This is a genomic window from Rhodococcus sp. GA1, assembly GCF_024321955.1.
Taxonomy (GTDB): domain Bacteria; phylum Actinomycetota; class Actinomycetes; order Mycobacteriales; family Mycobacteriaceae; genus Rhodococcus; species Rhodococcus pyridinivorans.
On sequence record NZ_CP097186.1, the window covers coordinates 2,464,342 to 2,485,933 of the forward strand.

Annotated in this window: 28 protein-coding genes, 2 tRNA genes and 1 pseudogene; 8 read left to right on the forward strand and 23 right to left on the reverse strand. The window is 65.5% G+C overall.

Translation table 11 applies throughout. The features are described 5' to 3' along the window. Positions 1 to 21: 21 nt before the first annotated feature. The 4 genes from M3330_RS11525 to M3330_RS11540 form a co-directional block, all read right to left on the reverse strand. A complete protein-coding gene (locus M3330_RS11525) occupies positions 22 to 999 on the reverse strand; it encodes a R2-like ligand-binding oxidase (protein ID WP_006550930.1) in 978 nt (325 codons plus the stop codon). Between the two features lie 45 nt (positions 1,000 to 1,044). Beyond that, a complete protein-coding gene (locus M3330_RS11530; RefSeq protein ID WP_019290457.1) occupies positions 1,045 to 2,220 on the reverse strand; it encodes a Dyp-type peroxidase in 1,176 nt (391 codons plus the stop codon). After that, positions 2,213 to 2,719, reverse strand: coding sequence for a copper chaperone PCu(A)C (locus tag M3330_RS11535; RefSeq protein WP_019290458.1), 507 nt, complete (start codon positions 2,717 to 2,719; stop codon positions 2,213 to 2,215). The genes M3330_RS11530 and M3330_RS11535 overlap by 8 nt, the downstream gene beginning before the upstream one ends. Positions 2,720 to 2,796: 77 nt before the next feature. Next, positions 2,797 to 3,297: a hypothetical protein gene (locus tag M3330_RS11540; RefSeq protein ID WP_019290459.1), complete on the reverse strand. Its 501-nt coding sequence runs from the start codon at positions 3,295 to 3,297 to the stop codon at positions 2,797 to 2,799. Between the two features lie 142 nt (positions 3,298 to 3,439). Between M3330_RS11540 and M3330_RS11545 the strand changes: the two genes are divergently transcribed. From M3330_RS11545 to M3330_RS11565, 5 genes are all read left to right on the forward strand, one after another. Further along, positions 3,440 to 4,570 (forward strand): FtsX-like permease family protein, encoded by a 1,131-nt coding sequence (locus tag M3330_RS11545; RefSeq protein ID WP_255028763.1) that lies wholly within the window; start codon positions 3,440 to 3,442, stop codon positions 4,568 to 4,570. Further along, positions 4,567 to 5,247 carry an ABC transporter ATP-binding protein gene (locus tag M3330_RS11550; RefSeq protein ID WP_006550926.1) on the forward strand — a complete coding sequence of 227 codons (681 nt, stop codon included), beginning with the start codon at positions 4,567 to 4,569 and terminating at the stop codon, positions 5,245 to 5,247. The genes M3330_RS11545 and M3330_RS11550 overlap by 4 nt, the downstream gene beginning before the upstream one ends. Positions 5,248 to 5,278: 31 nt before the next feature. Beyond that, positions 5,279 to 5,851 (forward strand): TetR/AcrR family transcriptional regulator, encoded by a 573-nt coding sequence (locus M3330_RS11555; RefSeq protein ID WP_006550925.1) that lies wholly within the window; start codon positions 5,279 to 5,281, stop codon positions 5,849 to 5,851. A gap of 350 nt (positions 5,852 to 6,201) precedes the next feature. Further along, positions 6,202 to 7,446, forward strand: a complete 1,245-nt coding sequence (locus tag M3330_RS11560; protein ID WP_255026428.1) for an IS256-like element IS1164 family transposase — start codon at positions 6,202 to 6,204, stop codon at positions 7,444 to 7,446. 489 nt (positions 7,447 to 7,935) lie between these two features. Continuing rightward, positions 7,936 to 8,229, forward strand: coding sequence for a hypothetical protein (locus M3330_RS11565; RefSeq protein ID WP_255028764.1), 294 nt, complete (start codon positions 7,936 to 7,938; stop codon positions 8,227 to 8,229). A 537-nt stretch (positions 8,230 to 8,766) separates the two neighbouring features. Here the strand turns inward: M3330_RS11565 and M3330_RS11570 are convergent. From M3330_RS11570 to M3330_RS11640, 16 genes are all read right to left on the reverse strand, one after another. Continuing rightward, positions 8,767 to 8,940 carry a hypothetical protein gene (locus tag M3330_RS11570; protein WP_255028765.1) on the reverse strand — a complete coding sequence of 58 codons (174 nt, stop codon included), beginning with the start codon at positions 8,938 to 8,940 and terminating at the stop codon, positions 8,767 to 8,769. 199 nt (positions 8,941 to 9,139) lie between these two features. After that, positions 9,140 to 9,898 carry an ATP-binding protein gene (locus M3330_RS11575; RefSeq protein WP_007633699.1) on the reverse strand — a complete coding sequence of 253 codons (759 nt, stop codon included), beginning with the start codon at positions 9,896 to 9,898 and terminating at the stop codon, positions 9,140 to 9,142. Beyond that, positions 9,895 to 11,550: an IS21 family transposase gene (istA, locus tag M3330_RS11580; RefSeq protein ID WP_247848311.1), complete on the reverse strand. Its 1,656-nt coding sequence runs from the start codon at positions 11,548 to 11,550 to the stop codon at positions 9,895 to 9,897. Before istA ends, M3330_RS11575 begins: the two co-directional genes overlap by 4 nt. A gap of 311 nt (positions 11,551 to 11,861) precedes the next feature. Further along, positions 11,862 to 12,080, reverse strand: coding sequence for a hypothetical protein (locus M3330_RS11585; protein ID WP_255028766.1), 219 nt, complete (start codon positions 12,078 to 12,080; stop codon positions 11,862 to 11,864). Further along, positions 12,077 to 12,412, reverse strand: coding sequence for a hypothetical protein (locus M3330_RS11590; protein ID WP_255028767.1), 336 nt, complete (start codon positions 12,410 to 12,412; stop codon positions 12,077 to 12,079). Before M3330_RS11590 ends, M3330_RS11585 begins: the two co-directional genes overlap by 4 nt. A gap of 115 nt (positions 12,413 to 12,527) precedes the next feature. Next, positions 12,528 to 12,842: an HNH endonuclease gene (locus tag M3330_RS24485; protein WP_369683117.1), complete on the reverse strand. Its 315-nt coding sequence runs from the start codon at positions 12,840 to 12,842 to the stop codon at positions 12,528 to 12,530. Positions 12,843 to 12,934: 92 nt separating this feature from the next. Then, positions 12,935 to 13,726 (reverse strand): hypothetical protein, encoded by a 792-nt coding sequence (locus tag M3330_RS11595; RefSeq protein WP_255028768.1) that lies wholly within the window; start codon positions 13,724 to 13,726, stop codon positions 12,935 to 12,937. A gap of 10 nt (positions 13,727 to 13,736) precedes the next feature. Further along, positions 13,737 to 13,976, reverse strand: coding sequence for a hypothetical protein (locus M3330_RS11600; RefSeq protein WP_106201252.1), 240 nt, complete (start codon positions 13,974 to 13,976; stop codon positions 13,737 to 13,739). After that, on the reverse strand, positions 13,973 to 14,332 hold the full coding sequence (locus M3330_RS11605) for a helix-turn-helix domain-containing protein (RefSeq protein WP_255028769.1): 360 nt from the start codon (positions 14,330 to 14,332) through the stop codon (positions 13,973 to 13,975). Before M3330_RS11605 ends, M3330_RS11600 begins: the two co-directional genes overlap by 4 nt. A 166-nt stretch (positions 14,333 to 14,498) precedes the next feature. Continuing rightward, complete coding sequence (locus M3330_RS11610; protein ID WP_255028770.1) at positions 14,499 to 14,804, reverse strand: WhiB family transcriptional regulator; 306 nt, start codon at positions 14,802 to 14,804, stop codon at positions 14,499 to 14,501. A gap of 165 nt (positions 14,805 to 14,969) precedes the next feature. Further along, the gene (locus M3330_RS11615) at positions 14,970 to 16,118 is read right to left on the reverse strand and encodes a DUF3631 domain-containing protein (RefSeq protein ID WP_226950001.1); all 1,149 of its coding nucleotides are present in this window, start codon (positions 16,116 to 16,118) and stop codon (positions 14,970 to 14,972) included. Next, entirely contained in the window at positions 16,119 to 16,622 is a 504-nt protein-coding gene (locus tag M3330_RS11620; RefSeq protein ID WP_255028771.1) for a DnaB-like helicase N-terminal domain-containing protein, read from the reverse strand. It lies immediately after the preceding gene. Beyond that, positions 16,619 to 16,798, reverse strand: coding sequence for a DUF6011 domain-containing protein (locus M3330_RS11625; RefSeq protein ID WP_106201256.1), 180 nt, complete (start codon positions 16,796 to 16,798; stop codon positions 16,619 to 16,621). Before M3330_RS11625 ends, M3330_RS11620 begins: the two co-directional genes overlap by 4 nt. Positions 16,799 to 16,918: 120 nt before the next feature. Further along, the gene (locus M3330_RS11630) at positions 16,919 to 17,065 is read right to left on the reverse strand and encodes a hypothetical protein (RefSeq protein ID WP_255028772.1); all 147 of its coding nucleotides are present in this window, start codon (positions 17,063 to 17,065) and stop codon (positions 16,919 to 16,921) included. Then, positions 17,062 to 17,838 carry a hypothetical protein gene (locus M3330_RS11635; protein ID WP_255028773.1) on the reverse strand — a complete coding sequence of 259 codons (777 nt, stop codon included), beginning with the start codon at positions 17,836 to 17,838 and terminating at the stop codon, positions 17,062 to 17,064. Before M3330_RS11635 ends, M3330_RS11630 begins: the two co-directional genes overlap by 4 nt. Beyond that, positions 17,838 to 18,053 carry an AlpA family transcriptional regulator gene (locus M3330_RS11640; protein ID WP_094979666.1) on the reverse strand — a complete coding sequence of 72 codons (216 nt, stop codon included), beginning with the start codon at positions 18,051 to 18,053 and terminating at the stop codon, positions 17,838 to 17,840. The genes M3330_RS11635 and M3330_RS11640 overlap by 1 nt, the downstream gene beginning before the upstream one ends. A 93-nt stretch (positions 18,054 to 18,146) precedes the next feature. Here M3330_RS11640 and M3330_RS11645 point away from each other — a divergent pair, with 93 nt between their 5' ends. The 3 genes and pseudogenes from M3330_RS11645 to M3330_RS11650 all read left to right on the forward strand — a co-directional run bounded on the left by M3330_RS11645 (position 18,147) and on the right by M3330_RS11650 (position 19,884). Continuing rightward, positions 18,147 to 18,821 carry a hypothetical protein gene (locus M3330_RS11645; RefSeq protein WP_255028774.1) on the forward strand — a complete coding sequence of 225 codons (675 nt, stop codon included), beginning with the start codon at positions 18,147 to 18,149 and terminating at the stop codon, positions 18,819 to 18,821. A gap of 130 nt (positions 18,822 to 18,951) precedes the next feature. After that, positions 18,952 to 19,098 (forward strand): annotated as a pseudogene (locus tag M3330_RS24490) (site-specific integrase); the annotation flags it as partial. Positions 19,099 to 19,155: 57 nt separating this feature from the next. Continuing rightward, a complete protein-coding gene (locus tag M3330_RS11650) occupies positions 19,156 to 19,884 on the forward strand; it encodes a site-specific integrase (protein WP_255028775.1) in 729 nt (242 codons plus the stop codon). Between the two features lie 99 nt (positions 19,885 to 19,983). Here M3330_RS11650 and M3330_RS11655 read toward each other — a convergent pair. The 3 genes from M3330_RS11655 to M3330_RS11665 form a co-directional block, all read right to left on the reverse strand. After that, positions 19,984 to 20,056 (reverse strand) — tRNA-Ala (locus M3330_RS11655). Between the two features lie 137 nt (positions 20,057 to 20,193). Continuing rightward, a tRNA-Ile gene (locus tag M3330_RS11660) sits at positions 20,194 to 20,267 on the reverse strand. A gap of 75 nt (positions 20,268 to 20,342) precedes the next feature. Then, on the reverse strand, positions 20,343 to 21,527 hold the full coding sequence (locus M3330_RS11665; protein ID WP_255028776.1) for a DUF3566 domain-containing protein: 1,185 nt from the start codon (positions 21,525 to 21,527) through the stop codon (positions 20,343 to 20,345). Between the last annotated feature and the right edge of the window lie 65 nt (positions 21,528 to 21,592).

Below are 21,592 nucleotides of genomic sequence, written 5' to 3' on the forward strand. Positions count from 1 at the left end.
CCTGTCTCCGATCGACCCTGCTCAGTCCGCCGGGGTGCGGTCGGGAGCCGGAACCGCAGCGAGCGCGGCGGCGTCCTCGTCCCCGAAACGGTCCTCGAGCACGGCGGGAGCGAAATCGAGATCGATCTCCTCCAGCGGGCGTCCGCGCGCGGATTCTATTGCGCCGAGCCGTCTCTGTGCCCGGTCGGCCGCATAGGAGATGAACTCGTCGTTGTCGAGACCGTAGGGCTGTTCGTCGAACTGCTCGTTCTGCCACTGGATCATTCCGGTCGCGAGGGGAAGCAACTCCTCCATCCGCTGCAACACGACGTTCCAGTTCGAGTCGTCCGCTGCCACATGCCGTCGGCAGGTGAACGTGCCCCAGGCCATGTGCCGGCGCTCGTCGGAGCCGATCCGCCGGATGATCTCCTGCATGCCCGGCAGGATCCCGTACTTGGTGCACACCTTCTGCCACGCGTAGTAGCCCGTCAGCGCGAGACTGCCCTCGATGACGTGGTTGTAGGTGACACTCGCGCGGACCTGATTGGCCGGGGACGGATCTCGATCGAGCACGCGCAGGCTGTGCGGCAGTTCCTCGTAGAACAGCCGCCGGTAGTAGGGATTCTCGGCAACGAACGGGTGCAGGTCGGATGTCAGTCCCACGGTGTCCATCCAGCGACGGAACACCTGCACGTGCTTGGCCTCCTCGTAGCAGAACTGGGTCAGGTACATCTCGTCACCCAACCGGCCCTCCGCTTCCATGGCGCGGAGGAACGGAAGGATGTCCTGTGTGACGGCCTCCTCGCCGGCGACGAACAACGCGACCAGATAGGTCGAACTGCGGCGTTGTTCCGAGTTGAGCGACGCCCAGTCCTCGGCGTCGTGGGAGAAGTCGATGTCCATCGGATCCCAGTGCGCTGCGTTGCCCTTCGCGAAGAGCCGGAGCGGGAAGGCGTCCCAGTTCAGGCCGCCTTCCCGCAGCGACGCGAAACCCTGACGCAACTGTGTAATCTCGGTCACACCCTCGAGGCTAGACCTCGATTCCGCATACGTCGCGGTCTTGTCTCAGTCACCCAGCAAGGTGTCGCCGGGATACCCCTTCGGACCGAATCCCGGAGGGACGAGAAAGACCGCCGACCCGATCGGCGTGATCCACGGATTCAGCGCGTCGTGCTCGGCGAGGCGCTGCTGCACCGGGACGAACTGACGGTCCACGTCCACCTGGTAGGTGGCGAACAGCAATCCGGCGCCGTCCTGGTCGTCGTAGTTGTAACCCCGTCGCAGGAACTGCTCGTCGCCGGTGCGGGGACGTGCCCGCGCGACGTGCGATTCCGGCGGGATCACCGGGATACCGAACCGGTCGGTGGCCTCGAAGTCGGCGTCGTCGTGTTCCTCCGAACCCGTCAGCGGAGCACCGTTCGACAGTCGCCGGCCGACGGCGAGTTCCCGAGCGGGACGGTCCAGCTCGTCCCAGGTGTCGAGTTCCATGCGGATCCGGCGTAACACGAGCGAGGTGCCACCGGCCATCCACGGCGGGTCACCCGGATTCCACACCTGCCGGTCGAAGTCCGGGCTGTGCGGCGCGGGATTGACGGTGCCGTCTACCTGCCCCATGAGGTTGCGCATGGTCGTCCCGTCGGGTCGCGTGCCGGCCGCACGCCGGAACCCTCGCTGGATCCAGCGGACCGTCGCCACCGATCGCACACTCCTGGTGAGTGTGCGGACCGCGTGCGAGACGGTCACCGGGTCGTCGGCGCAGACCTGCAACAGCAGGTCGCCGCTGGACCATCGTTCCTCGAGCCGGTCGATCGGGAAGGCCGGCAGCGGCTTCAGCCACGCGGGTCGTCGGTCGGTCAGGCCCGCGGCGTCGAAGACCGCGGGACCGTAGCCGACCGTGACCGTCAGCCGGGCCGGGTCGACGGCGAGTTCGGGTTCGGTGTCGCCCAGCGCCGGCGTCCCGGTGGTGAGTCGCCGCGAATCCTCGGCCCACACCCGCATGATCCCGACGAGCCCGTCACGATCGACACCCTCGGCGAGGTCCAGTGCCACGAACGACGCGAAGGACTGCGCGGGGGTGTCGATACCGGCCTGATGGGTGCCGTGGATCTCCACGGTCCGCGCGCCGATCGGTTCGGAGATGCGGGACGCGACCGCCGTCCCACCTCCGACCGCGCCGAGTCCTGCTGCACCCAGCGCGGCGACACCGCCCCCGAGCAGGGTGCGTCGAGTGAACCTAGCCATCGTGGGTTGCCCCGTCGTGGGACGGCACGTACTCCTCCTGTGCCCCGGCGAAGTCGCGGACCTGGGCCGTGAACTCCTCGGTCGATCCGTCCGCGAACTCGAGTGTGAAGGTCACCGTGTTCCCGGGTCGCAGAGGCTCCACGAGGTCCATGAGCATGAGGTGGTCGCCGCCGGGCGCGAGGCTGTGCACGGTGTCCGCGGGGATGACGAGCCCGTCCCCCATCTCCTGCATCACCATCGAGGCGCCGCCGGACGACACCATCTCGTGCAGTTCCGTGGTGGCGGATGCAGGACTGGACGCGCCGACGATGTGCACGTCACTGCTGCCGGTGTTCTCGATCTCGGCGAAGGCACCGGTCATCCCGGTGTCGGATGCCTTGACCCAGGCTTCGGACACGACGACGGCCTCGGCCGAGTCGGTGGTGCCGGTGTCGGAACCGCAGGCGGCGGCGAGCAGGGCCGTTGCGGCGATCGCAGTGCCGAACATGGTCTTCTTCATGATTCTCCGTAAGTGTCGGTGCCTCTGCGGGCACACGGAACGAGCGGTCGCCGGCGGCGGCGACCGAGAAGGTTGACCTAGCGGAGAACAACGGGAGGTGCGCGGCTGCCGGTTCCGCCGACGAGTAGTACGCCGGGACCGATATCGGGGCGGTGGATCGTCGGGACAGGTTCGGCGACGGCCACGGGCAGCGTGCGGTACGTCTCGGGAACGATCCGGCGCAGCGCTGCGAGTGCTGCTTCGCAGCCCTTCTCGGCACCCCGTACCAATACTGCGGCGAGGAGGACGGCAACCGCGTGGGCGGACATCATTCCGGATCCCGGTGTGTGCAGGTGACCGTCGTGGAGTCCCAGCACGAGGTGGCCGGCGACCTGCCCGAGGACGAGGACGAGCGGCACCGGAAGCCTGGTTTCGCCGGTGAGGACTCCGACAGCGAAGGCAAGCCCGAGGAGGAACACCAGGGCGTCCTGGTGGGGAATCGCTCCGCCGGCGAAGGCGTGCGCGGCGATGCTCAGTGCGGCCGAGATTCCGCTCACGAAGACCGCGCGCATGCGCATCACGGTGTTCACCTCGGCCATGAAGTCAGAATACTTCCCTCACCTGCGATTACTACCCCATGTAGTAACTATCACCGAATATAACGACAGAGCGTCGGTAAGATATCGACGTGCCGTCGAGAAGATTGGGCACATACCCGGTCCAGCCCACGAAGGACTCCACATGTTTCTTGCCATGCGCGAACTATGGTTCGCGCGCACCCGCTTCCTGTTGATGGGCGCCGTCGTCGCGCTCATCTCGATCCTCATGGTGATCCTGTCCGGTCTGTCGTCCGGTCTCGTCGTCGACGGCGTCTCCGCACTGCAGCGCACACCGGTGCAGGCATTCGCCTTCGCCGAAGGAACCAAGGCCGACTCCGCATTCTCCCGATCCGTGGTCACGGAAGACCAGGCCGACACCTGGCGTGCCCGCCCGGACGTCGCTCGCGCCGAACTGTTCGGCAACACCATCGTCAACGCGAAAACCGAGAGCGGGGTCCCCGTGGACCTCACACTCTTCGGCATCCGGCCGGGCTCGTTCCTCGAACCCTCGGTCTCCGAGGGGGCACCGCTCGGTGGTGACACCGATGTCGTCCTCAGCGACAGCGCCCGCGCCACCGGCGTCGAACTCGGCGACACGATCGTCGTCGATCGTCTCGGTACCCGGTTGGACGTCGTCGGGTTCACCTCCGACAAGCGCACCTTCGGTCACGTCGACGTCGCCTACCTTCCCCTGAGCACCTGGCAGGAGATCCACGCCGGTGTCCGGCTCGGTGAACAGGTCCCTCCGAGCGCGTACACCGAAGCCAGTGTGGTCGCGATCGAGGGTGTGGACGGAGCACTGCCCGATCTCACCGCGGGTGACGCAGCAGCCGGTACGACAGCGAAGACCCTGGAGAAATCGTTCGATTCCTCCCCCGGCTACAGCGCCGAGATGATGACGATGTCGATGATCACCGCCTTCCTCTACGCGATCTCAGCCCTCGTCGTAGGAGCGTTCTTCACGATCTGGACCGTGCAGCGCAGCCGTGAGATCGCCGTCCTCCGCGCCATGGGCGCCTCCACCGGATTCCTCCTGCGCGACGCCCTCCTGCAGGCCGTGATCGTGCTCGTCGGCTCGGTCGCCTTCGGTGTGCTCGTCGGTCTCGGACTCGGGTCGGGCCTCGAGGGCAGCGGCATGCCTTTCGTCCTCGAATCCGGCCCCGTCGCTCGAGGTGCCGTTCTGCTCGTCGTCCTCGGCCTGCTCGGCGCCGCCCTCGCCGTGGTCCGCATCGTCCGTGTCGATCCGCTCGCTGCCCTGGGAGAGAACAGATGACCGTCACCACCTCCACCGGCCTCGCACTGTCCGACGTCTGCCTGTCCTTCGGCGACGGCGACAGCACGGTCCACGCCCTCGATCACGTCGACCTGGGCGTCGAGCCGGGTGAACTGGTCGCCGTCGTCGGGCCGTCCGGTGCCGGCAAATCGAGTCTGCTGGCGGTCGCCGGTGGCCTCGGCCGACCCACTTCCGGCACCGTGAGTGTCGACGGTATCGAGGTGACCGCACTCGACCCGCGGGCGACCGCGAAGCTGCGCCGAGAGCGGGTCGGGTTCGTATTCCAGTCCGGCAATCTCCTCCCCGCCCTGACCGCACGCGATCAACTGCTCCTCGTCGAGAAGATCGCCGGACGCCCCGGACGGAACCCTGACGAGCTGCTCGCCTCGGTGGGTATGGAGCACCGCGCCCAGCGGCGACCCGGGCAGCTCTCGGGCGGTGAGCGTCAACGTGTCGGCATCGCGCGGGCCCTGATGGCCGAACCGTCGTTGTTGCTCGTCGACGAACCCACCGCCGCCCTCGATCGGAAACGCAGCCACGAGGTCGTCGAACTGCTGGCACGGGAAACCCACACCAGTGGAGTGGCTACGATCATGGTCACCCACGACCACGAAATCCTGCGGCACTGCGACCGCGTGCTCGAAATGGTCGACGGAAGACTTCGACCACACGACTGAACGGTCGACAGCCGAACGAGGAGGGCCGGCGGTGCCGAAAATTTCCGCAGCGACGGTCGCGGAGCACCGCGCAGCGCAGCGCCGTGCCCTCCTCGACGCGGCGCTCGAACTCCTCGCCGAGAAACCGGAACAGGCACCCTCGCTCGGCGACGTGGCGCGTCGTGCGGGTCTGGCCCGGTCGAGCGTCTACAACTACTTCGATTCGCGGGACGACCTGCTGCACGCGGTCGTCGTCGACATGTTCCCGCGCTGGAACACGCGCGTGATCGAGGCGATGGAGAAGGTGTCCGATCCGACGGAGCGGGTGCTGACGTACATCGACGTCAATCTGCAGCTGGTCGCCGAGGGAGAGCACGCGATCGTCGGTGCTCTCGCCGCTTTCACCCCTCAGGCGTTCAGTGACGAGAGCATGCACGCCATGCATCAGGACCTCGTCCTCCCCCTCGTCGAGTCGCTGCGGGTCCTCGGAGTCGCGGATCCCGAACTCGATGCCGAGCTCGTCACCGCGCTCGTGCACAAGGGAACGGAATTGATCGAATCCGGCCGCAAGCTCGAGGAGGTGCGCTCCTCGATCCGCAGGGTTCTCACCACCGCGCTCTCCTGATGTTTCACGTGAAACGGACCGTCGATCCGGGACCGTTCACGATCACCTCGGGGTGACAAGCTCCCGGAGCGGGTCACCACCGTCGACGAACAGGCGCGCATCCGGCCGTGTCGCCGCCGCGATCCGCTCCAGAGCGACCCTGCCGGCTTCGGGGGCCGACCGTCGAGTGCACCGACCCTGATCCAGCACACGTAGGTGCGGCTCCAGCGGCAGCGCCGCGGGTTGCGTCCATCAGGATGGTGTACGAGCCGGATCGGATCCGATGACCGGCGTGTCGTAACCGGACGAAAGACGGTCACCGCGTGATTCTTCGAGAGAGCTACCAACTCGACTCGACGAAAGAGCACGCGATGACCACTGCCCACGATATCGACCTCCGCCAGCTTGTCGAAGACCGACTCACCGGCGCCAGCCCCGACCTGCTGCGCGAGCTGCTGACGATGTTCATCCACGCCCTGATGGGCGCCGAGGCCGACGCCCTGTGCGGCGCCGACTACGGCCAACGCTCCGACGAACGCGTCAACGTTCGCAACGGCTACCGGCACCGCGACTTCGACACCCGCGTCGGCACCCTCGACGTGGCCATCCCCAAGCTGCGGTCCGGCTCGTACTTCCCGGACTGGCTGCTGCAACGGCGCAAGCGGGCCGAACGAGCCCTGACCTCGGTTGTTGCGACCTGCTACCTGCTCGGGGTCTCGACCCGGCGGATGGAGAAACTCGTCGATACCCTCGGGATCACCTCGCTGTCGAAGTCGCAGGTCTCGGTGATGGCGAAAGACCTCGACACCCAGGTCGAGGCCTTCCGGAACCGACCCCTCGATGCGGGCCCGTACACGTTCGTCGCCGCCGACGCCCTGGTCCTCAAGGTCCGCGAGAACGGACGGGTGGTGAACGTGCACGCCCTGGTCGCGGTCGGGGTCAACGCCGACGGCTACCGCGAGATCCTGGGGCTGGACGTCACCTCCGCCGAGGACGGCGCCGGCTGGCTGACCTTCTTCCGCGGGTTGGTCGCCCGCGGCCTGTCCGGGGTGCGGTTGGTGACCTCCGATGCCCACGCCGGCCTCGTCGCGGCGATCGGCGCAACCCTGCCCGGCGCCTCCTGGCAGCGGTGCCGCACCCACTACTCGACGAACCTCATGGCCGTCACACCGAAGTCGTCGTGGCCCTGGGTGAAGACACTGCTGCACTCCGTGTACGACCAGCCCGACGCGGATTCCGTTCACGCACAATACGATCGAATCATCGATGCACTCACCGAGAAGCTGCCGAAGGTGGCCGATCACCTCGACGCCGCCCGGTCGGATCTGTTGGCGTTCACCGCGTTCCCGAAGCAGATCTGGAAACAGATCTGGAGCAACAATCCGCAGGAGCGCCTCAATAAGGAGATCCGCCGCCGGACCGACGTGGTGGGGATCTTCCCGGACCGCACCGCTCTGATCCGACTCGTCGGGGCGGTGCTGGCCGAGCAGCACGACGAGTGGATCGAAGGCCGCCGCTACCTCGGCCTCGACGTACTCGCCCGCTCCCGCACCGGCAAGCCCGCCGACAGTGTCACCGAGGGCACCGAGGAGGTGACACCGGCCTTGACCGCCTGATCCACCGACGAGGAATCACGCGACGACGTCGTACACCACCTCACGGGACTTGACCGCGCCGCGACGATCTCGGCGAGTCGCGGAGAGAGGCGGGGCGTCACCCTTCGAGTGTGGAATGTGGGCAGACGGGCCGAGGCAGCAACAGAGAAAGGGCGCTTCCGAAAGATCGGAAGCGCCCTTTACCTGCATTCATGTGATTGTGGAGCCTAGGAGATTCGAACTCCTGACATCTGCCTTGCAAATGCGAAACATGGTGCAGGTCAGAGGTTCGGAAACGCCGTGAACTGCGGAAACAATACGTTCGGCATCACTCCACATCACACGGTTTGAAGGCATGATGTGTCCAAAATGTGTCCACGCGGGCGCAGACTTCTACCAATGTAAAGAACCGTGGCCAGGGGCACCGTGGTTGACGGGATAGTCCCCGTCTTAGTCACAAATGGGTATCCGCATGTCGGTGCCTCGTGTTTACCTGTCTACTATCCCTTCATGCCGAACCAGGAGCCTTGCATGATTTCCGCAGAAAACCTGAAGTACGAACTGAGCGGACGGCTGCATGAACTCGCCTCGGTAACCGGCAAGACGCATCTCAGTGTCCGCTGGGAGCCTCAGGCACGAATCGTCCGAGTCGGCGCTTGCCTTGAAGAGTACAACTGGGACTCTAGAGAAGCCGTCCTCAAGCGACTCCTGGCCTTTGAGGCTGATCACTTCGACGAACTCGCATTGGAGTTCGACATCATTCCGCTGCACGCGGTCCGCGACGAGTCCTTTGCAGAGGTCTAGGTGGGAGCTCGTGCGTGGCATCTTGAGCGCGCAAAGCACAACAAGAAAGCCTCAGATTTCCTCCAGAACGACGGGAAGTTTATCGACTGGGCGGCAATCTCACTCTTCTACTCCGCGCTTCACTACGTGCATTCCTCCCTTGCCGATGAGCCAGAGCTCCCGAAGGATGAGCGACATCCTCGTAAACACAGCGACCCCACCCCAGGTAGCCGTGGGGTAAACCAGCTGGTCACGCAACTCTATCCTCAGATCAGCACCCAGTACCGCAGTCTCTTCGAGATGTCCTATCGCACTCGCTATGACATAAAGCAGCTCGGCCCGACTGCCATGCCCATGTTGGTGAGGCAGTGGAAAGACGTCAAGCAATTCTGCGAGGGGCTCAACCAGGGGCGACCCACCATCCCCACCCAAGCCCCATAATCGGGGCTTCGGGGCTCACGTTCGAGCATCCGCGTCGATTCGACGGCCTCCTGCATCGCACAGAGACACGAAAACGGCCCCACCCCGACATAGGGCGAGGCCGTTCGCGCTGATACGTCAGCCGACGAATGCAGTCTGCTTCGGCCGCTGATTCGGAGCAGCAGAAACGACCGTCGCGTAGGCCTCCGCCAAAGTCCGCAGACCCTCCGGGTTCTGGAAGTCGATCTCGTCGGCCGCCTTCTTGATCTGCTCCAGCAAAGCGACCGCAACCTCTGCGCTGAGTTCCTTCATGTACGTACCCCTCCTGAGTTCGACCCCGACCCGAGACGAGAGTCAACAACACGTCACCGACACACTTCCTGTCGCACCGGAGATGTCAGCGGTGGGCACTACATGTTTGGGACGCCTTTCGGAAAGCGCGGTTCTGATGATCGGGTAGCGGTCGGACGGGTATCGGATAGCGGAGTTCACCCGTCCGACCGCTGGGCCGCTATGGCGTTGCCGTGGCGAGGTGTCGTCTCATGTTCGGGCCGTCGAGGGCGATGATCTCGGCGCCGGCGACGATCCGGTTGAGGATCGATTCGGCGATGACCGCGTCTTGGAGCGACTTGTACCAATCTGGCGGATCGAACTGCGAGGTCACCAGCGTCGAGCCCCGCCCCTCCCGAGCGGCAAGGATGTTGAGCAGCTCCGCCGCGGTGTGCGGGGCCACCGGCGTGGTCAGGAAATCGTCCAGCACTAGCAGGTCGCAGTTGTGCAGATCAGTGAGGAAGTCCAGCCTGCGCTGCGAGGTCGGCTCCAGCACGGCGAGCCGGTTGGCCAGGTCGTCGAGCCGGAAGAACCTCGCGGTGTAGTACTTTCGGCACGCGGCATTGAGAAGCGCCTGGGCGAGGTAGGTCTTGCCCACGCTGGATTGGCCGAGCACGACGAGATTGCGAGTGGCGTCGATCCATTGACAGCTGGAAAGTCGTGCGATTAGCTCGCGGTTGACGTTGCGGTCAGGCAGGTAGCGGATCTCTTCTACGCAGGCGTCAGGGTTTGGCGATCTGGAGGCCTTGAGTAGTTTCTGGGTCCGGCGTTCCTGCCTGGCCGTGATCTCTTTGTCCAGGGCGTGGAAGATCTTCTCCGAGAAGGTCCACTCGTCGCAGGCGGGATCGTTGGCCAGGTCAATGACGGTCTGGCCGAACGCGGTCATCCGCAGCTGCGTGAACAGCGGCATGTCGGCGTCGGTGAGATGACGATCAGTCACTGCAGCTCCTCCTGCCCCGCAGTGCCGCTGCTCGGGCCTCCGGTGAGGGCGGCGAGGCTGAACTGCTCGGGCCCGGCCAGATGCGCCCCGGTGGTATCTCGCCGACCCGGCGGCGGCTCCAGCCGGTCCGTCGTAGCCGCCACCGCCGGCTGCGTGGTGGTGGGCCGGGCGGCGGCCTGGGTCCTCAGGGCCGCCAGCTGCTGCTTGACGGCGGTGTAGCTGATCGCCCGGCGTGAGGTCTCGGAGACGAGTTGGCCACAGGCCCGCTCGAGCAGCATCTTGTTGTCCCCGCGGGCCAGGGCGAGGATGTTCTGGCACGAACGGTAGCCCTGAGCCTCGATCCGCTGGCGATCCAGGACCTCACTGATCGCAGCCACGGTGTGCGGTCCGATCTTGTGGGCCTGGCGCACGAAATACGCCCGCGACCACAGGTCCGATGACTGCAGATGCTGCGCGGGAACATGGTCGGGATCGGTGACGAAGGCGTGCCGCCTACCGGAGACGGTGTGGGAGGCGATGATCTCGCCGCCAGCCATGACCACCAGTGTGGGGCCGGTGATCTTCACGTCGACGTGCTGGCCGGTGAAGGTGTAGGGCACCGAGTACTTCACCGTGGCGATCTCCACGTGATAGTCCCGGTTGACCTTGGACTTCTTCCAGATGACCGGCTGCCAGCGGACCTCGGGCAGAGCGATCAGCTCCGACTGCTCGTGCTCGGTGAACAGCTCGCGGCGGCTGGTCTTCTGGCCGCGGAACGGGATCCGGTCGTTGATCGCCTCCACCTCGGCGGCGATCGCCTCGTTCAGATCGTCCAGGCTGGCGAAGCGCCGATCGGCCAGCCGTCCGATCACCCAGTTCGTCACCACCTTCACCCCGGCCTCGACGTTGCCCTTGTCCGTCGGGCGCACCGGCCGAGTGGGCACGGCGGCGGTGTGGTGGTACTCGAGGAAGTCACGGTATTCACGGTTGACCTCGCGGGCCCGGTCGCCGCGGGCGATCTGGTTCGATGCCGTCGAGGCGTTGTCCGGGACGATCACTTGCGCCGCGCCGCCGAAGTACTCGAAGGCCTGCAGGTGCGCGTCGAGCCAGTTCGCCATCTTCTCGTCCACGCAGCCGCACGCGAAGACCATCCCCGAGTACGGCAGCGACGCAACGAACACCGAGACCGTGGTCTTGGTACCGAGGACGGGGTCGAAGATCGCCATCTTTGTGCCCGCCCAGTCGACCTGCATCGTGTGCCCGGGCACGTGCGCGATCCGCATCGTCAGCTCGTTGACCTCGACGTACTCGCCGACGATCTGGCAGAACCGCTGATAGCTGTAGTGCCGCTGCCCCGGCGATCCGTCGCTGTCGAGGTAGTTGGCCCACAGCACCCGCAGCGGCAGCTTGTTCTTGCCCGTGCGCTTCTTCACGGTCGCCGCCACGTCGAAGGCGACGAACTCCTTCGACGGCGTCTTGCGCCCATCTGCGAACAAGACGTCGATCTCCTCGCCGCTGAGCGCCTCGACCTGGCTCGTGGCGGTCAACCCGTGCTCGTGGCAGACCTTCTTCGCCTTCGCGACAGTGCGATGCGAGCAACCCGCGATCGCCTCGATGTCCCGGTAGGACCTGTCCTGCAGCAGTAGCGACATCACCAATCGGTAATCAGTCACCCGTGCCTCCTGTTCGGATCCACGCGCAGCCTTGTTGCCACGCGTAGAACCGACACGAGCACACGAGGACCGGCACCGCTATCCGATGCTCATACTCGCGCTACCCGATCATCAGAACCCTGCTTTCCGAAGCACGTCCCTAACACACTACACTCGGCCACGATCGTCGATGCTCGATCACCGATCCGCCCCGTCACCCCCGGGGCGGATCGCTCGTTTCACACCCCCACCGAGAACCCCCAGACCCGTAGGCAAGGCGAGCGCCAATGCCAAGGGGTGTCCAGGGTTGGCGCCGAGGAGGGGGTGGGTGGTCACCGGTCCGTTCCGTGCAGGACACGCCGGCGAACGGTGTGGTTGTCGACGATCATCTCGACCACACCTCCGGGCCACGGGTTGTTGCGCGCCCACTCGCGTCGAGCAGCGCACCAGGCGTGGACTCGTTCGGCTGTGGTGCCCGACCAGTCACCGGTGTCGAAGGTCCACAGCATCGGCGGCACCTTCCCGGCCTCGCCGATGCGCCGGCGTCTCACGCCGTGCCCCGAATCCCGTACACCCCTCGAGGTGCACGCACCGGACGAGAGGCATCCTCGGCAGGGATGTTCAAAGCAGCGAGCAGACGAGCCAACACGATGCGCTGCTGCCTGAGTTCGGAGACGGCGGGATGCACGCGCCTGCCCTGCGGTGAGTTCTGCATCGGGCCGTCCGTCTTCACCACAGCCTGCAGCTGTTCGATCTGGTCCACGGTTCGCACCGCTTCCCGCAGGACAGCGACCTCGTGGGTGTCGAGTTCGTACTCGTCGAGCACCGCGTTCCACAGGCGGCGACCCACAGCGGTGCATCCAGGTGGGGGTTTGGGCTTCATCGGGCCTCCATAGGTCGGGGCGTTTGGCCGGCGGGGGGATAGATCCTCAATGCCGAGGGGAAGCGGAGCGGGGTGGGGCGAGGAGGTGGCCCCTGGGGGCGTCGCTGCTGTGCGGTCACCATTGCTGTGAGGTGGGGAGCGGCAGCCTTGTGGTGGGGACTTGGAAGGGTTCGCCGTATGCCTTGCCGCCTTTGGCGAGGTTGCAGGGCCGGCACGACAGGACGAGGTTGTTGGGGTCGTGTGCGAGGTCGGGGCGCTCGATGTATGGGATGAGGTGGTCGATCTCGATTGCGCCGGGTTCACCACGTTTGGCTTTCGGGTCCAGGGCTGTTCCGCAGTGGTGGCATTGGTGTGTGCGGGTGCGGATGAGGCGTGTCCTGATGCGCTTCCATCGTGTGGTTGCGGTGCGTGGTGTTGTGGGGCGCGGCATGGTGTCTCCGGTTGTGGTGGGTGGGCGTCGGTCCAGGAGGGGAAGCCGACGCCCACCCGTTCCCGCACGGATGCTGGCGTGCGGGAAGTGTGTTAGACCAGTTCGTCTTCGGGGTCGATCTCTACCCGTACTGATCCGGCGTACTTGCCTTCACCGCGTATGTACTTCACTTCGATGGGTGCGGGTCGGCGGTAGGGCGTGAAAGTGTCGGGGTGTGCTGCTCGGATGGTTGCTCCGAGGCGTGCGAGTGCTCCCCACTTACCGGTGCGTCCGGTGCTGGTTTCCCAGGCTTCCCACAGGCGCCTGCGGTGGTGTCCTGCGGTGTCGACGGTGAGGGGTAGCAGGGCGTCGTTGTCGTGGGCGCGGAGGCCGGCGAGTACTGCTGCTGCTCTGAGTGCGGTGAGTTGCTGGTCGAGTTCGACGGCGTGGATTGCGGCGTCGGTCCAGGCTTTGCGGGCCTTCTCGGACTGGGTCACCATCTGCTCGGCGGGCAGGTCGGGGTCTGCTGCGTTCACGGCTTTGGTGAACGCAGTGGCGGTGGCGGTGAACTTGTCGGCGAGGGTGCGGTAGTTCGCATCGGCGACGGGTTCGTAGGCGGCACGGAGAGCGAGCAGAACGGGGGCTTTCAGCTCTTTGGTGAGGTCGGCCTGTTCGACGGTTCCGCAGCGTTCTGCGAGGGCCAGTGCCCGTAGTTGTGCGAGGTCGCTGGTGTCGCCGGGTGTGGTGATCGCGTCGGCGAGCAGTGCGCTGGTGTCGTGGCCGATGTCGAGGTAGCGGCTCCATCGTTGGTTGATGGTGGTGTAGGTGTCGGGCACGGTGCCGCCGGCGGCTGCGACGGTGTCGACTTGTTCGCGGAAGGTGTCGAGGGGGTGTGTTCCGAGCATGGTGTGGTCCTTAGAGTTCGCGGCTGCGGTTGAGTTTCGCGCCGATGATGCGGGCGAGTCCTTCGTCGTCGTTGAGGGCGACGGGTGCCGGCTGGTCGGGTTCGGGGGTGCGGTTGAGTTCGCGGTGGATGAGGTCTCGCACGTTGGCGGGGCCGGGGTCGACTCCGCGGGCTTCGGAGATGGTGCGGCGGAGCTCGTCGTCGGTCATGGCGGCGAGCATGTCCAGCAACTCGTGCCGGGTGGGGCTCATGCGGCCCGTCCTTTCAGGTGTTCGTCGACGGCGGCACGTGGGATGAGCCAGCGGCCTGCGTGGAGGCGTCCGTCGAGTTGGGGTGCGAGTCGGCGTGCTTGGCGTTGGCTGCATCCGAGCATTCGTGCCGTCTCCTGTATGTCGAGCAGTTCGGTTGAAGTGTGTTGTGCGCGTGTGGGTTCGGTGTCCGTTGTTCCGGGTTCGGTCACGGCTGCTGCGAGTTCGGTGAGTTCTCGGGGGACGGGGTAGCCGTTGCGGTGCCGTGCTGCGATGGCGACTCGTACGGCGTAGCGCACAGTGGTGAGGGCGTCTCCGGTGAGCAGGACGACACCGGGGGCGAGGTGCTGCACGGTCATGCTCGGCCCTGCCTCAGTTTTTCGGCGGCGTCGACGAGCTGGTCTGCGAGAGCGATTGCTTCGGATGACCTCATAGCGATGGCGACTCCGCTGAACTCGAAGAGCACCGGGAAAGGTTGTCCGGGGTTGGCGGTCACTTTCGCCTTGCTGCGGTGGACGACGAGTCTCATGCTGCGGGGGTGTCCTTTCGTCCGGGGCGGCCGGGCAAGCCGTGGACCTTGCCGCCCCATATCCCGAGGGGGTGTTCCTGTTCGCTTGCTGCGGTTCGGCACAGGCCCTGGACCGGGCATCGTGTGCATTCGGTTCGTGCCCATGCCAGTCGTGCCGATCGCTGCTCGGCGGTCTCGTCTTCGAGTTCGGCATCGAACAGGGGGTGCCGGCCGCTGCACCTGGCACCGGTGAGTCGGTCGTCGACAAGGCTGGCGATGGGATCGGGAATCTGCGGAAGCCGTGAGGTTCGGTGTCGGATCATGCTCTGTTCCTCTTCATGAGCGGGATATGTGCGAAACACGCGAAACTTGAGGAACTGTGCAGGTCAGAGCGTTTCGCTTCCGATTCATGTTTCGCTTTATCCGAAACAGTGTTTCGATCCGAAACGCTGTGACCTGGCAAGTTCCGCTTGTTACCCACGTTTCGACTACTTCCCGGTTTCGCTCGGTAGGTAGCGCTTCCAGGCGTCATGGAAGCCGTTCTCGCCGGTGGCTGTGTAGCCCTTGACCGTCCGTTCTCCGATGCGGATCTGACCGGAACGCACGCCGTACTTCTTGAGCATCGATGCCAGACGTCGGGGGTCGATCTGCTTGCCGTGCATGTCACCCCACGGCGATTCCTCGATCTTGCGAAGCTCGAGGATCAGTTCCTCGGTCGACACTCGGTCGCGGCCGTCGATGATCGTTCGGCAGTCCGCGAGCAACTGCACTCCCAGGGATTGTTCTGCCGGTTCGGAATCGAGCACGAAGTGCCGGCACGCTGCCCGTGCGGTCTCCGGCCAGTGACCGCCCGCCTCGTCGGCGATCGCAAGCAATGCCTCCCACACTTCGGCCGGACGATCCTCGACACCGCGGGGCATCTTCGGTCGGGCCTCGGCCACACGTTCGGCGACCGACTCCATCCACTCCGCCAGGTCTTCACGGATCGGTTTCGCCTCGAGTTCGGCGTCGCGTTCCCTGTAGGGGTTCACTACCTCTCCGGGTGCTCGTTTGCGCTTGTGAATTGTGATGGCCCTGGTGGTGATCGTGGCGGGCATGTTCCCGGCCAGGCCGGCCAGTGCGGCCGGGGCGAACACCGGGAACTCGCGCACCTTCATGTTCTTCGCGTCGCCCTCGCAGCGGTCGACGGTCGCACCACGCTTGTACCCGGAGTTGAGCAGGGCCCGCAGGTCTTCGGTCTGCGGCGACGAGGTGCGTCCGAAGATCGCGTCCACCTCGTCGTAGAAGAACGACGGTGGCAGCTCCCCGGCATCGGTCGACTGTGCGATACGCCGGTAGATCGCCGCGGTGGTCGCGGAGATGGTCAGCTTCGGCTTGTGGGCGAGCAACGCGCCGAGCTCGAGATCCCTGGTCTTTCCCGATCCCGGTTCGGGTGAGGAGAAGATGATCCGCGGCGAGATATAGAAGGCGGTGCTGGCGTGCGTGTGAGCGATCCACAGCGCATACGCCGGCGCGCAGTGTTCGTTCGGATACACGCTGTAGAACCGCAGGAACGCCATCACGTCGTCGAGGACACCGGCACCGTTGACCGGAGCGATACTGTCGTCGGTGCGGTCGATTTCGGGGGTGTAGACCACCTAGGCCACCTCCCCGCGAAGCCGAGAAAGTCGCTCAGAATGCGATACAGCGTCTGTTCCGGCGAGGCGGAGCATCGGCAAAAGATCATTCTCGGGCATCGTGTCGGCAGCCTCGACGAGCGACTTCCCCAGCAGCTCGTAGCGGCGGCGGTATGCGTCGGAGACCACTGCGCGGGCGTATGTCGCCGGAGCGAGATGGTTCGAGGCGGCGCCGGAGGTGATCGCGTCGAGGAGGATCTTCTTCACCGCGGTGCCGGAGTCCCCTCCGAGGCGGCCGGAGCGTTGCAGCTGGTCGCTGACTGCGGTGCCGTCGTGGGGTTGGCCGGCGCCGACGAGCCAGCGGATCGCGAACAGGATCACGCGGGCGTTCGGGTCCTCGAGGTCGTCGTCGGCGATGAGGGGAAGTACCTCACGTACGTCGTCGGCGGTAGCCCACATGAGGGAGCCGAGGAGAAGCACTTCGGTTGTCGGGTCCGGGCCGATCGGGCGTATAGCTCGGGTCACTCCATGCCTCCCTTCTGGCACTTCGGGCCGACATGGGCGGCACGGGATTTCGGGGCGATGAGCCAGCGGCCGCACACGCTGCACCGGGTGGCGATACGGGCACCGTAGAGACGTGCTTCGGCGTCGATGCGGGCGACGGGATCGGGTTCGATTGGGATATCCTTCTTTTGACGCATCGGGGCGTCTCCTTCTGGTTCGATGTGGGGCCGGGAACCGCGGATCGGGTTCCCGGCCTTGCTCGTCCGCGGCGTGCGGGGCTCCGCATCGAGCACTGGATCGGGGGCCTGACGGTCAGGTCACGGGCTTCGCCTCCGCATCGCGGTGGTGGCGTCCTCTCCGAACCCGTCGCGGTCGGTGACCCGCCGGTCGACGATGTGCGCGAGGATCAGGGCGATGTTCTCGGCGAAGAGGGCGACGACGAGGAAGAGTTCGAGGTCGGTCACTGTCCGACCTCCGTGATGTACCGGTACGCCGTCGTGATCGCGTTCGTCACCTGTTGGAAGTCCTCGAGCTGGTCGGGGAGGATGCACAGGTCGTGGAACATTTCGCCGCCCTGCATCCCGGTCGAGTCGATGGTGATTTCGACTTCGCTGTGAGGCCGGCCCTGTTCGATACTGTCGTGTCGCCACACTTGGGCGGTGAACACGCCGCGGGTGACCTCGGCGAGAAGGAAGTTGTCCCCGTCGCGCCAATCGGCATCGGGTCCGAGGGTTTCGAGGTTCTGGTAGATGGTGGGGATCGGGTGCTTGACGATCCCCTCGGGTACGCCGTCGATGGTGTCGGCCGCGGGTTCGTCCTCAGGCACCGGCTGGTCGGATCGAAGGAGCTGGTACTCGATTTCGAGGCCGACTGTGGTGGTCATGCGTACGTAGTCGCCGGTGGTGACGGTGTATTCGATCGCGTCCCAGCCGAACCGTCGGGTCACGTCGGCGTTGATGAGAGCGACCGCGCTGCCGAAGGTGTCCGCATGGGCGACGATCTGCTGTAGCCCGGCGACGATCAGTCGCACCATGTAGCTCTGGGGGTCGGTAGACTGCATGTCAGAATCTCCTGCTTCCTGGTTGGTGGATTCGTTGCCCTCGATGCCCTGCCCGGCATCGGGGGCGTTCTCATTCGGACGCTCGGTGTAGTCGTGTTCGACTCCGAGCAAGTGGTGCAGCCTGCGGGGGTAGTCGCACCGCTGGCAGGTCGGTTCGTCGCCGAAATAGCTGGCCATCACGCAGCGCCGGGACGATCGTCGGTGCGCTGCATGGTGTTCTGGTCGATCCACTCGTAGACATCGGCCCACTTGTAGAAGATCCGGCGATTCAGCCGAACGAACTTCGGCCCGGTCCCCCGATAGCGCCACTGGGCGAGTGCAGCCTCGGTCATGTCGAAGAACGCTGCGACTTCCTTCGCCGGGGCGATGGACGGAGCGTGTGTCTCGCTCATGATTCCTCATTTCACTGATTTTTCGGTGACGTCACAAGTAGATCAGTGAGGTGAAGGGCTGTCAAGTCACGTAATTTCTAGTACCGTGTCGGTGTGACCGAATCGAGAGCGTTGTCCGAGGTAGTCGGCCAAAATGCGCGCGCACATCGCACCAAAGGTGAGGCAACACTCGACGACGTGGCACGCGCTGCGCGCTTCTACGGCCTCAAGTGGAACACCGGACGAGTCGGTGACCTTGAGAGTGGACGGATCCCCGCGACCCTTCCCACGCTGTTCGTGCTTGCCGAAGTCTTGGGGGACGTAACCGGGGAGCGCATCACGATCGCCGATCTCGTGTGGACCGACGGGTGGGTTGAGATCAATCCCGAACTGACAGTGAAAGGCGAAACTCTGGCTAAGTCCCTTCAAGGCGAACCGGTGCACCTTCGCGCAGGTGACGTGCATGGTGCGGTGGACCGAATGAAGGAACAGGTGCCGAAACTTCTTGCTGAACTAAAAGAACTTCCCGAATACCTCAACAAGACCGAGATAACCGCCCTAGAGCGAGCGGAACGCAATTCGGGCGTCACGGAAGAACGCGTCGCGAAGGACCTTGGGATCAGTTTGCTACGCATGCACCACGAATCGGCGCACCTCTGGGGTGACTCGTTCTCTCGGGAACGTGATCGCCGAGCTGGAGCAAACGCCAACGCTCAACGGAAAGGCCAGATCACCCGGCGCATGAAGGAAGAACTGAGAGTGAGCATGCGCCGTGGCGACGGTCAGTAGCTACGACACCGCCAGCGGGAAACGCTGGGAAGTCCGGTACCGCACCCCAGAGCGCACCACCACCCGGAAACGCGGATTCACCTCGAAACGGCAGGCACAGGACTTCGCTGCCACGGTCGAGGTAGAGAAGATGACGGGGAGTTACGTCGCACCATCGGCCGGCCGGGTGCTTTTCGGTGACGTCGCCGAAAAGTGGATCGCGAGCAAGGTCAACCTGTCCGCCTCGACTGCCTCGAGGTACAGGTCGGCGCTCGATGTGCACATCCTTCCCGCCTTCAAGACCACCCCCCTAGCTGACGTCACGCGAGAACGACTGCGGCGATGGGTAGCGAGCATGACGGAGACCAGCTCGGCCGCGACCGTACGGAAGAACGTCGGCGTCGTATCGCAGATCCTCGACCAGGCCGTCGAGGACTCAAGGATCGTGTCGAATCCCGCGGCCGGCCTCGACCTGCCCCGCATCGAACACGAGGAACGCCGATACCTGACACCCCACCAGGTCGATCTGCTGGCGAAGGCGGCAGACGGTCACGCCGTGCTCGTCTACACGCTCGCGTACTGCGGTCTGCGGTTCGGTGAGGCCGCGGCACTCACCGTGGCCGATGTGAACCTCGACCGCGGCCGGCTACGCATCCATCGGTCCGCGACTGTCGTCGACAGCAAGGTCGTGGTGTCGAGCACCAAGTCGAACAAGGGCCGCGATGTACCGCTCCCCCGGTTCCTAGCGGAGATGCTGGCGAAGCACACCGAGAGCATGAGTCCCGAGCAGTTGGTGTTCCCCGACAGTCGCGGCGGACACCTCCGTGCGAACAACGTCCGGCGACGATGGTGGAACGACGCGGTAAAGGCATCCGGTGTCCCCGAGGGACTGACACCGCACGAGCTGCGACACACCGCGGCCTCGCTGGCGATCAGCGCCGGAGCGAGCATCAAAGCGGTACAGCGGATGCTCGGTCACAGCAGCGCGGCACTCACCCTCGACCGGTACGGGCACCTGTTCGACGACGATCTCGGAATGGTGGCTCAGCGACTTCACGATCTCGCTCGACCACACTCCACGTGACACTGCTCGAGAACCGAGTGTGTCCAAACTGTGTCCAGAAACGCAGAGAGGGTATTTCCCCCGATTGGAGAAAATACCCTCTACCTGCACTTTTACTTGTGGAGCCTAGGAGATTCGAACTCCTGACATCTGCCTTGCAAAGGCAGCGCTCTACCAACTGAGCTAAGGCCCCGTCCGCCGCGTCAGCGACTGGGAACCGCGTGCCATTCGTCTTCGCTCCGAAGCATGCGAGCGATTCCGAGAACGATCAGAATCCCGGTTCCCACGAGCGCGAGAACCCTCATTCCGATCATCCTTTCGGCACGGGAGTGGGCCTAGGAGGACTTGAACCTCCGACCTCTTCGTTATCAGCGAAGCGCTCTAACCGCCTGAGCTATAGGCCCTCGAACCGAGATGGAACACTACCCCACCGGGGTCGCCGGAAACAAATCGCCTCGGCGGGGCAGCGTTCCGGCAGGTCAATCCGGGTCCGCGAGGGTGGCCTGAACGCCGCCTACGAGATCGGTGCAGAGGTTGTAGATGAACGCACCGAGGGTCGCGAGAGCCGTCAGCAACACCGTGTTGGCGATGCCGATGATCGTCGCGTAGCCGAACACCTGGCCGGCCGAGACGAGCGCACCGCTACCGGCGTCGGAGACGATGTCGGTGAACGCACTGTTGAGGCGTTCCCATACCCCCATGCCGGCCAGCACGCCGTAGAGTAGGCCGACCGCGATCATCCACACGAAGAACAACGACACCGAGATCACCGACGAGATCTTCAGCATCGACCAGGGGTCGATACGGCGGATCTGCACGGTGGCCCGCAGCGGTCCGGCGGCGGGGATCGCCGTGGGCACCGCGGTGGTGGCGGGGGCGCTCACCTGCGGGGTCTCCCCCGTGCTCGGCGAACCGGTCGACGGATGCTTCACTGCGGACAGATCCGGCAGGTCCTTGGCGAGATCCTTGCGTTCGATGTGCCGTGTCGGGCCGTCGATTACCGCGGACTTCGCCTTCGCTGCAGCAGCCCGGTCGCGCGTCCCGCGCGCGGCGTCTCCGCCCCCGGCCGGGCTAGCTCCTCCGGCGGCATTGGGAGCCGCTGTGCCGGTCACGACGGGACGCGTCGACGGCTCCGGGCCTCCGGCCGCAGAGCCCTTGGCCGAGGCCCCAGCGGGGCGCTGAGGCGCTCCACCCTGCTTGGACAGACCCTGACCCACACCCGGAACGTTCGTCTGCGGAGCGTTCTGCGGGGAGCCCGACTGCGCCGACGCCGCTCCCCGCTGCCAGGGAGGGGTCGGGCCGCCGGAGCGGGGCATCTGGGCGGTGCGTTGCTGACCTGTGGCCGGCTGATCGGCCGCAGCCGATCCGTTCTTACCGTCCGCTGAGGCACCACCGGACTTCTGGGGGCCGCCCTGAGCAGGCGTGTCCTGCGCCGCCTTCGCCGTCGGCTCGGCGGCCTTCCGGCCTGCTGCCGGCTGCTGGTCGGCCGGACCCTGCACGGGTGCCGGGTCCGCTGCTCCCGCTGCGGGAGCGGACGAACCCTCCGCCGGTGCCCCAGGAGCCTGCGAAGGCTGGGCCGGTGACGACTGCGACGGCCGGTTCTCCGGCGCCAGTTTCTGCTCCGAGGCCGGGCCCTGCTGCGTGCCCTTGTTCTCGGGCTTCACCTCGTTCTCTGTACGGTCCTCCGGCTTCCGACCGGTTTGCCCGCGATCGGCCCCGTTCGGTCCCT

What these genes read in the sequence shown, in the direction of transcription:
- M3330_RS11610 (WP_255028770.1), bottom strand. Translation starts at nt 14,804, where the DNA reads ATGATCCGACACCGAACCTCACGGCTTCCGCAGATTCCCGATCCCATC.
- M3330_RS11550 (WP_006550926.1), top strand. Translation starts at nt 4,567, where the DNA reads ATGACCGTCACCACCTCCACCGGCCTCGCACTGTCCGACGTCTGCCTG.
- M3330_RS11600 (WP_106201252.1), bottom strand. Translation starts at nt 13,976, where the DNA reads ATGAGCCCCACCCGGCACGAGTTGCTGGACATGCTCGCCGCCATGACC.
- M3330_RS11560 (WP_255026428.1), top strand. Translation starts at nt 6,202, where the DNA reads ATGACCACTGCCCACGATATCGACCTCCGCCAGCTTGTCGAAGACCGA.
- M3330_RS11545 (WP_255028763.1), top strand. Translation starts at nt 3,440, where the DNA reads ATGTTTCTTGCCATGCGCGAACTATGGTTCGCGCGCACCCGCTTCCTG.
- M3330_RS11570 (WP_255028765.1), bottom strand. Translation starts at nt 8,940, where the DNA reads ATGAAGGAACTCAGCGCAGAGGTTGCGGTCGCTTTGCTGGAGCAGATC.
- M3330_RS11605 (WP_255028769.1), bottom strand. Translation starts at nt 14,332, where the DNA reads ATGACCGTGCAGCACCTCGCCCCCGGTGTCGTCCTGCTCACCGGAGAC.
- M3330_RS24485 (WP_369683117.1), bottom strand. Translation starts at nt 12,842, where the DNA reads ATGCCGCGCCCCACAACACCACGCACCGCAACCACACGATGGAAGCGC.
- M3330_RS11650 (WP_255028775.1), top strand. Translation starts at nt 19,156, where the DNA reads ATGACGGAGACCAGCTCGGCCGCGACCGTACGGAAGAACGTCGGCGTC.
- M3330_RS11595 (WP_255028768.1), bottom strand. Translation starts at nt 13,726, where the DNA reads ATGCTCGGAACACACCCCCTCGACACCTTCCGCGAACAAGTCGACACC.
- M3330_RS11635 (WP_255028773.1), bottom strand. Translation starts at nt 17,838, where the DNA reads ATGGCCAGCTATTTCGGCGACGAACCGACCTGCCAGCGGTGCGACTAC.
- M3330_RS11530 (WP_019290457.1), bottom strand. Translation starts at nt 2,220, where the DNA reads ATGGCTAGGTTCACTCGACGCACCCTGCTCGGGGGCGGTGTCGCCGCG.
- M3330_RS11590 (WP_255028767.1), bottom strand. Translation starts at nt 12,412, where the DNA reads ATGAAGCCCAAACCCCCACCTGGATGCACCGCTGTGGGTCGCCGCCTG.
- M3330_RS11540 (WP_019290459.1), bottom strand. Translation starts at nt 3,297, where the DNA reads ATGGCCGAGGTGAACACCGTGATGCGCATGCGCGCGGTCTTCGTGAGC.
- M3330_RS11535 (WP_019290458.1), bottom strand. Translation starts at nt 2,719, where the DNA reads ATGAAGAAGACCATGTTCGGCACTGCGATCGCCGCAACGGCCCTGCTC.
- M3330_RS11625 (WP_106201256.1), bottom strand. Translation starts at nt 16,798, where the DNA reads ATGCGTCAAAAGAAGGATATCCCAATCGAACCCGATCCCGTCGCCCGC.
- M3330_RS11565 (WP_255028764.1), top strand. Translation starts at nt 7,936, where the DNA reads ATGCCGAACCAGGAGCCTTGCATGATTTCCGCAGAAAACCTGAAGTAC.
- M3330_RS11640 (WP_094979666.1), bottom strand. Translation starts at nt 18,053, where the DNA reads ATGAGCGAGACACACGCTCCGTCCATCGCCCCGGCGAAGGAAGTCGCA.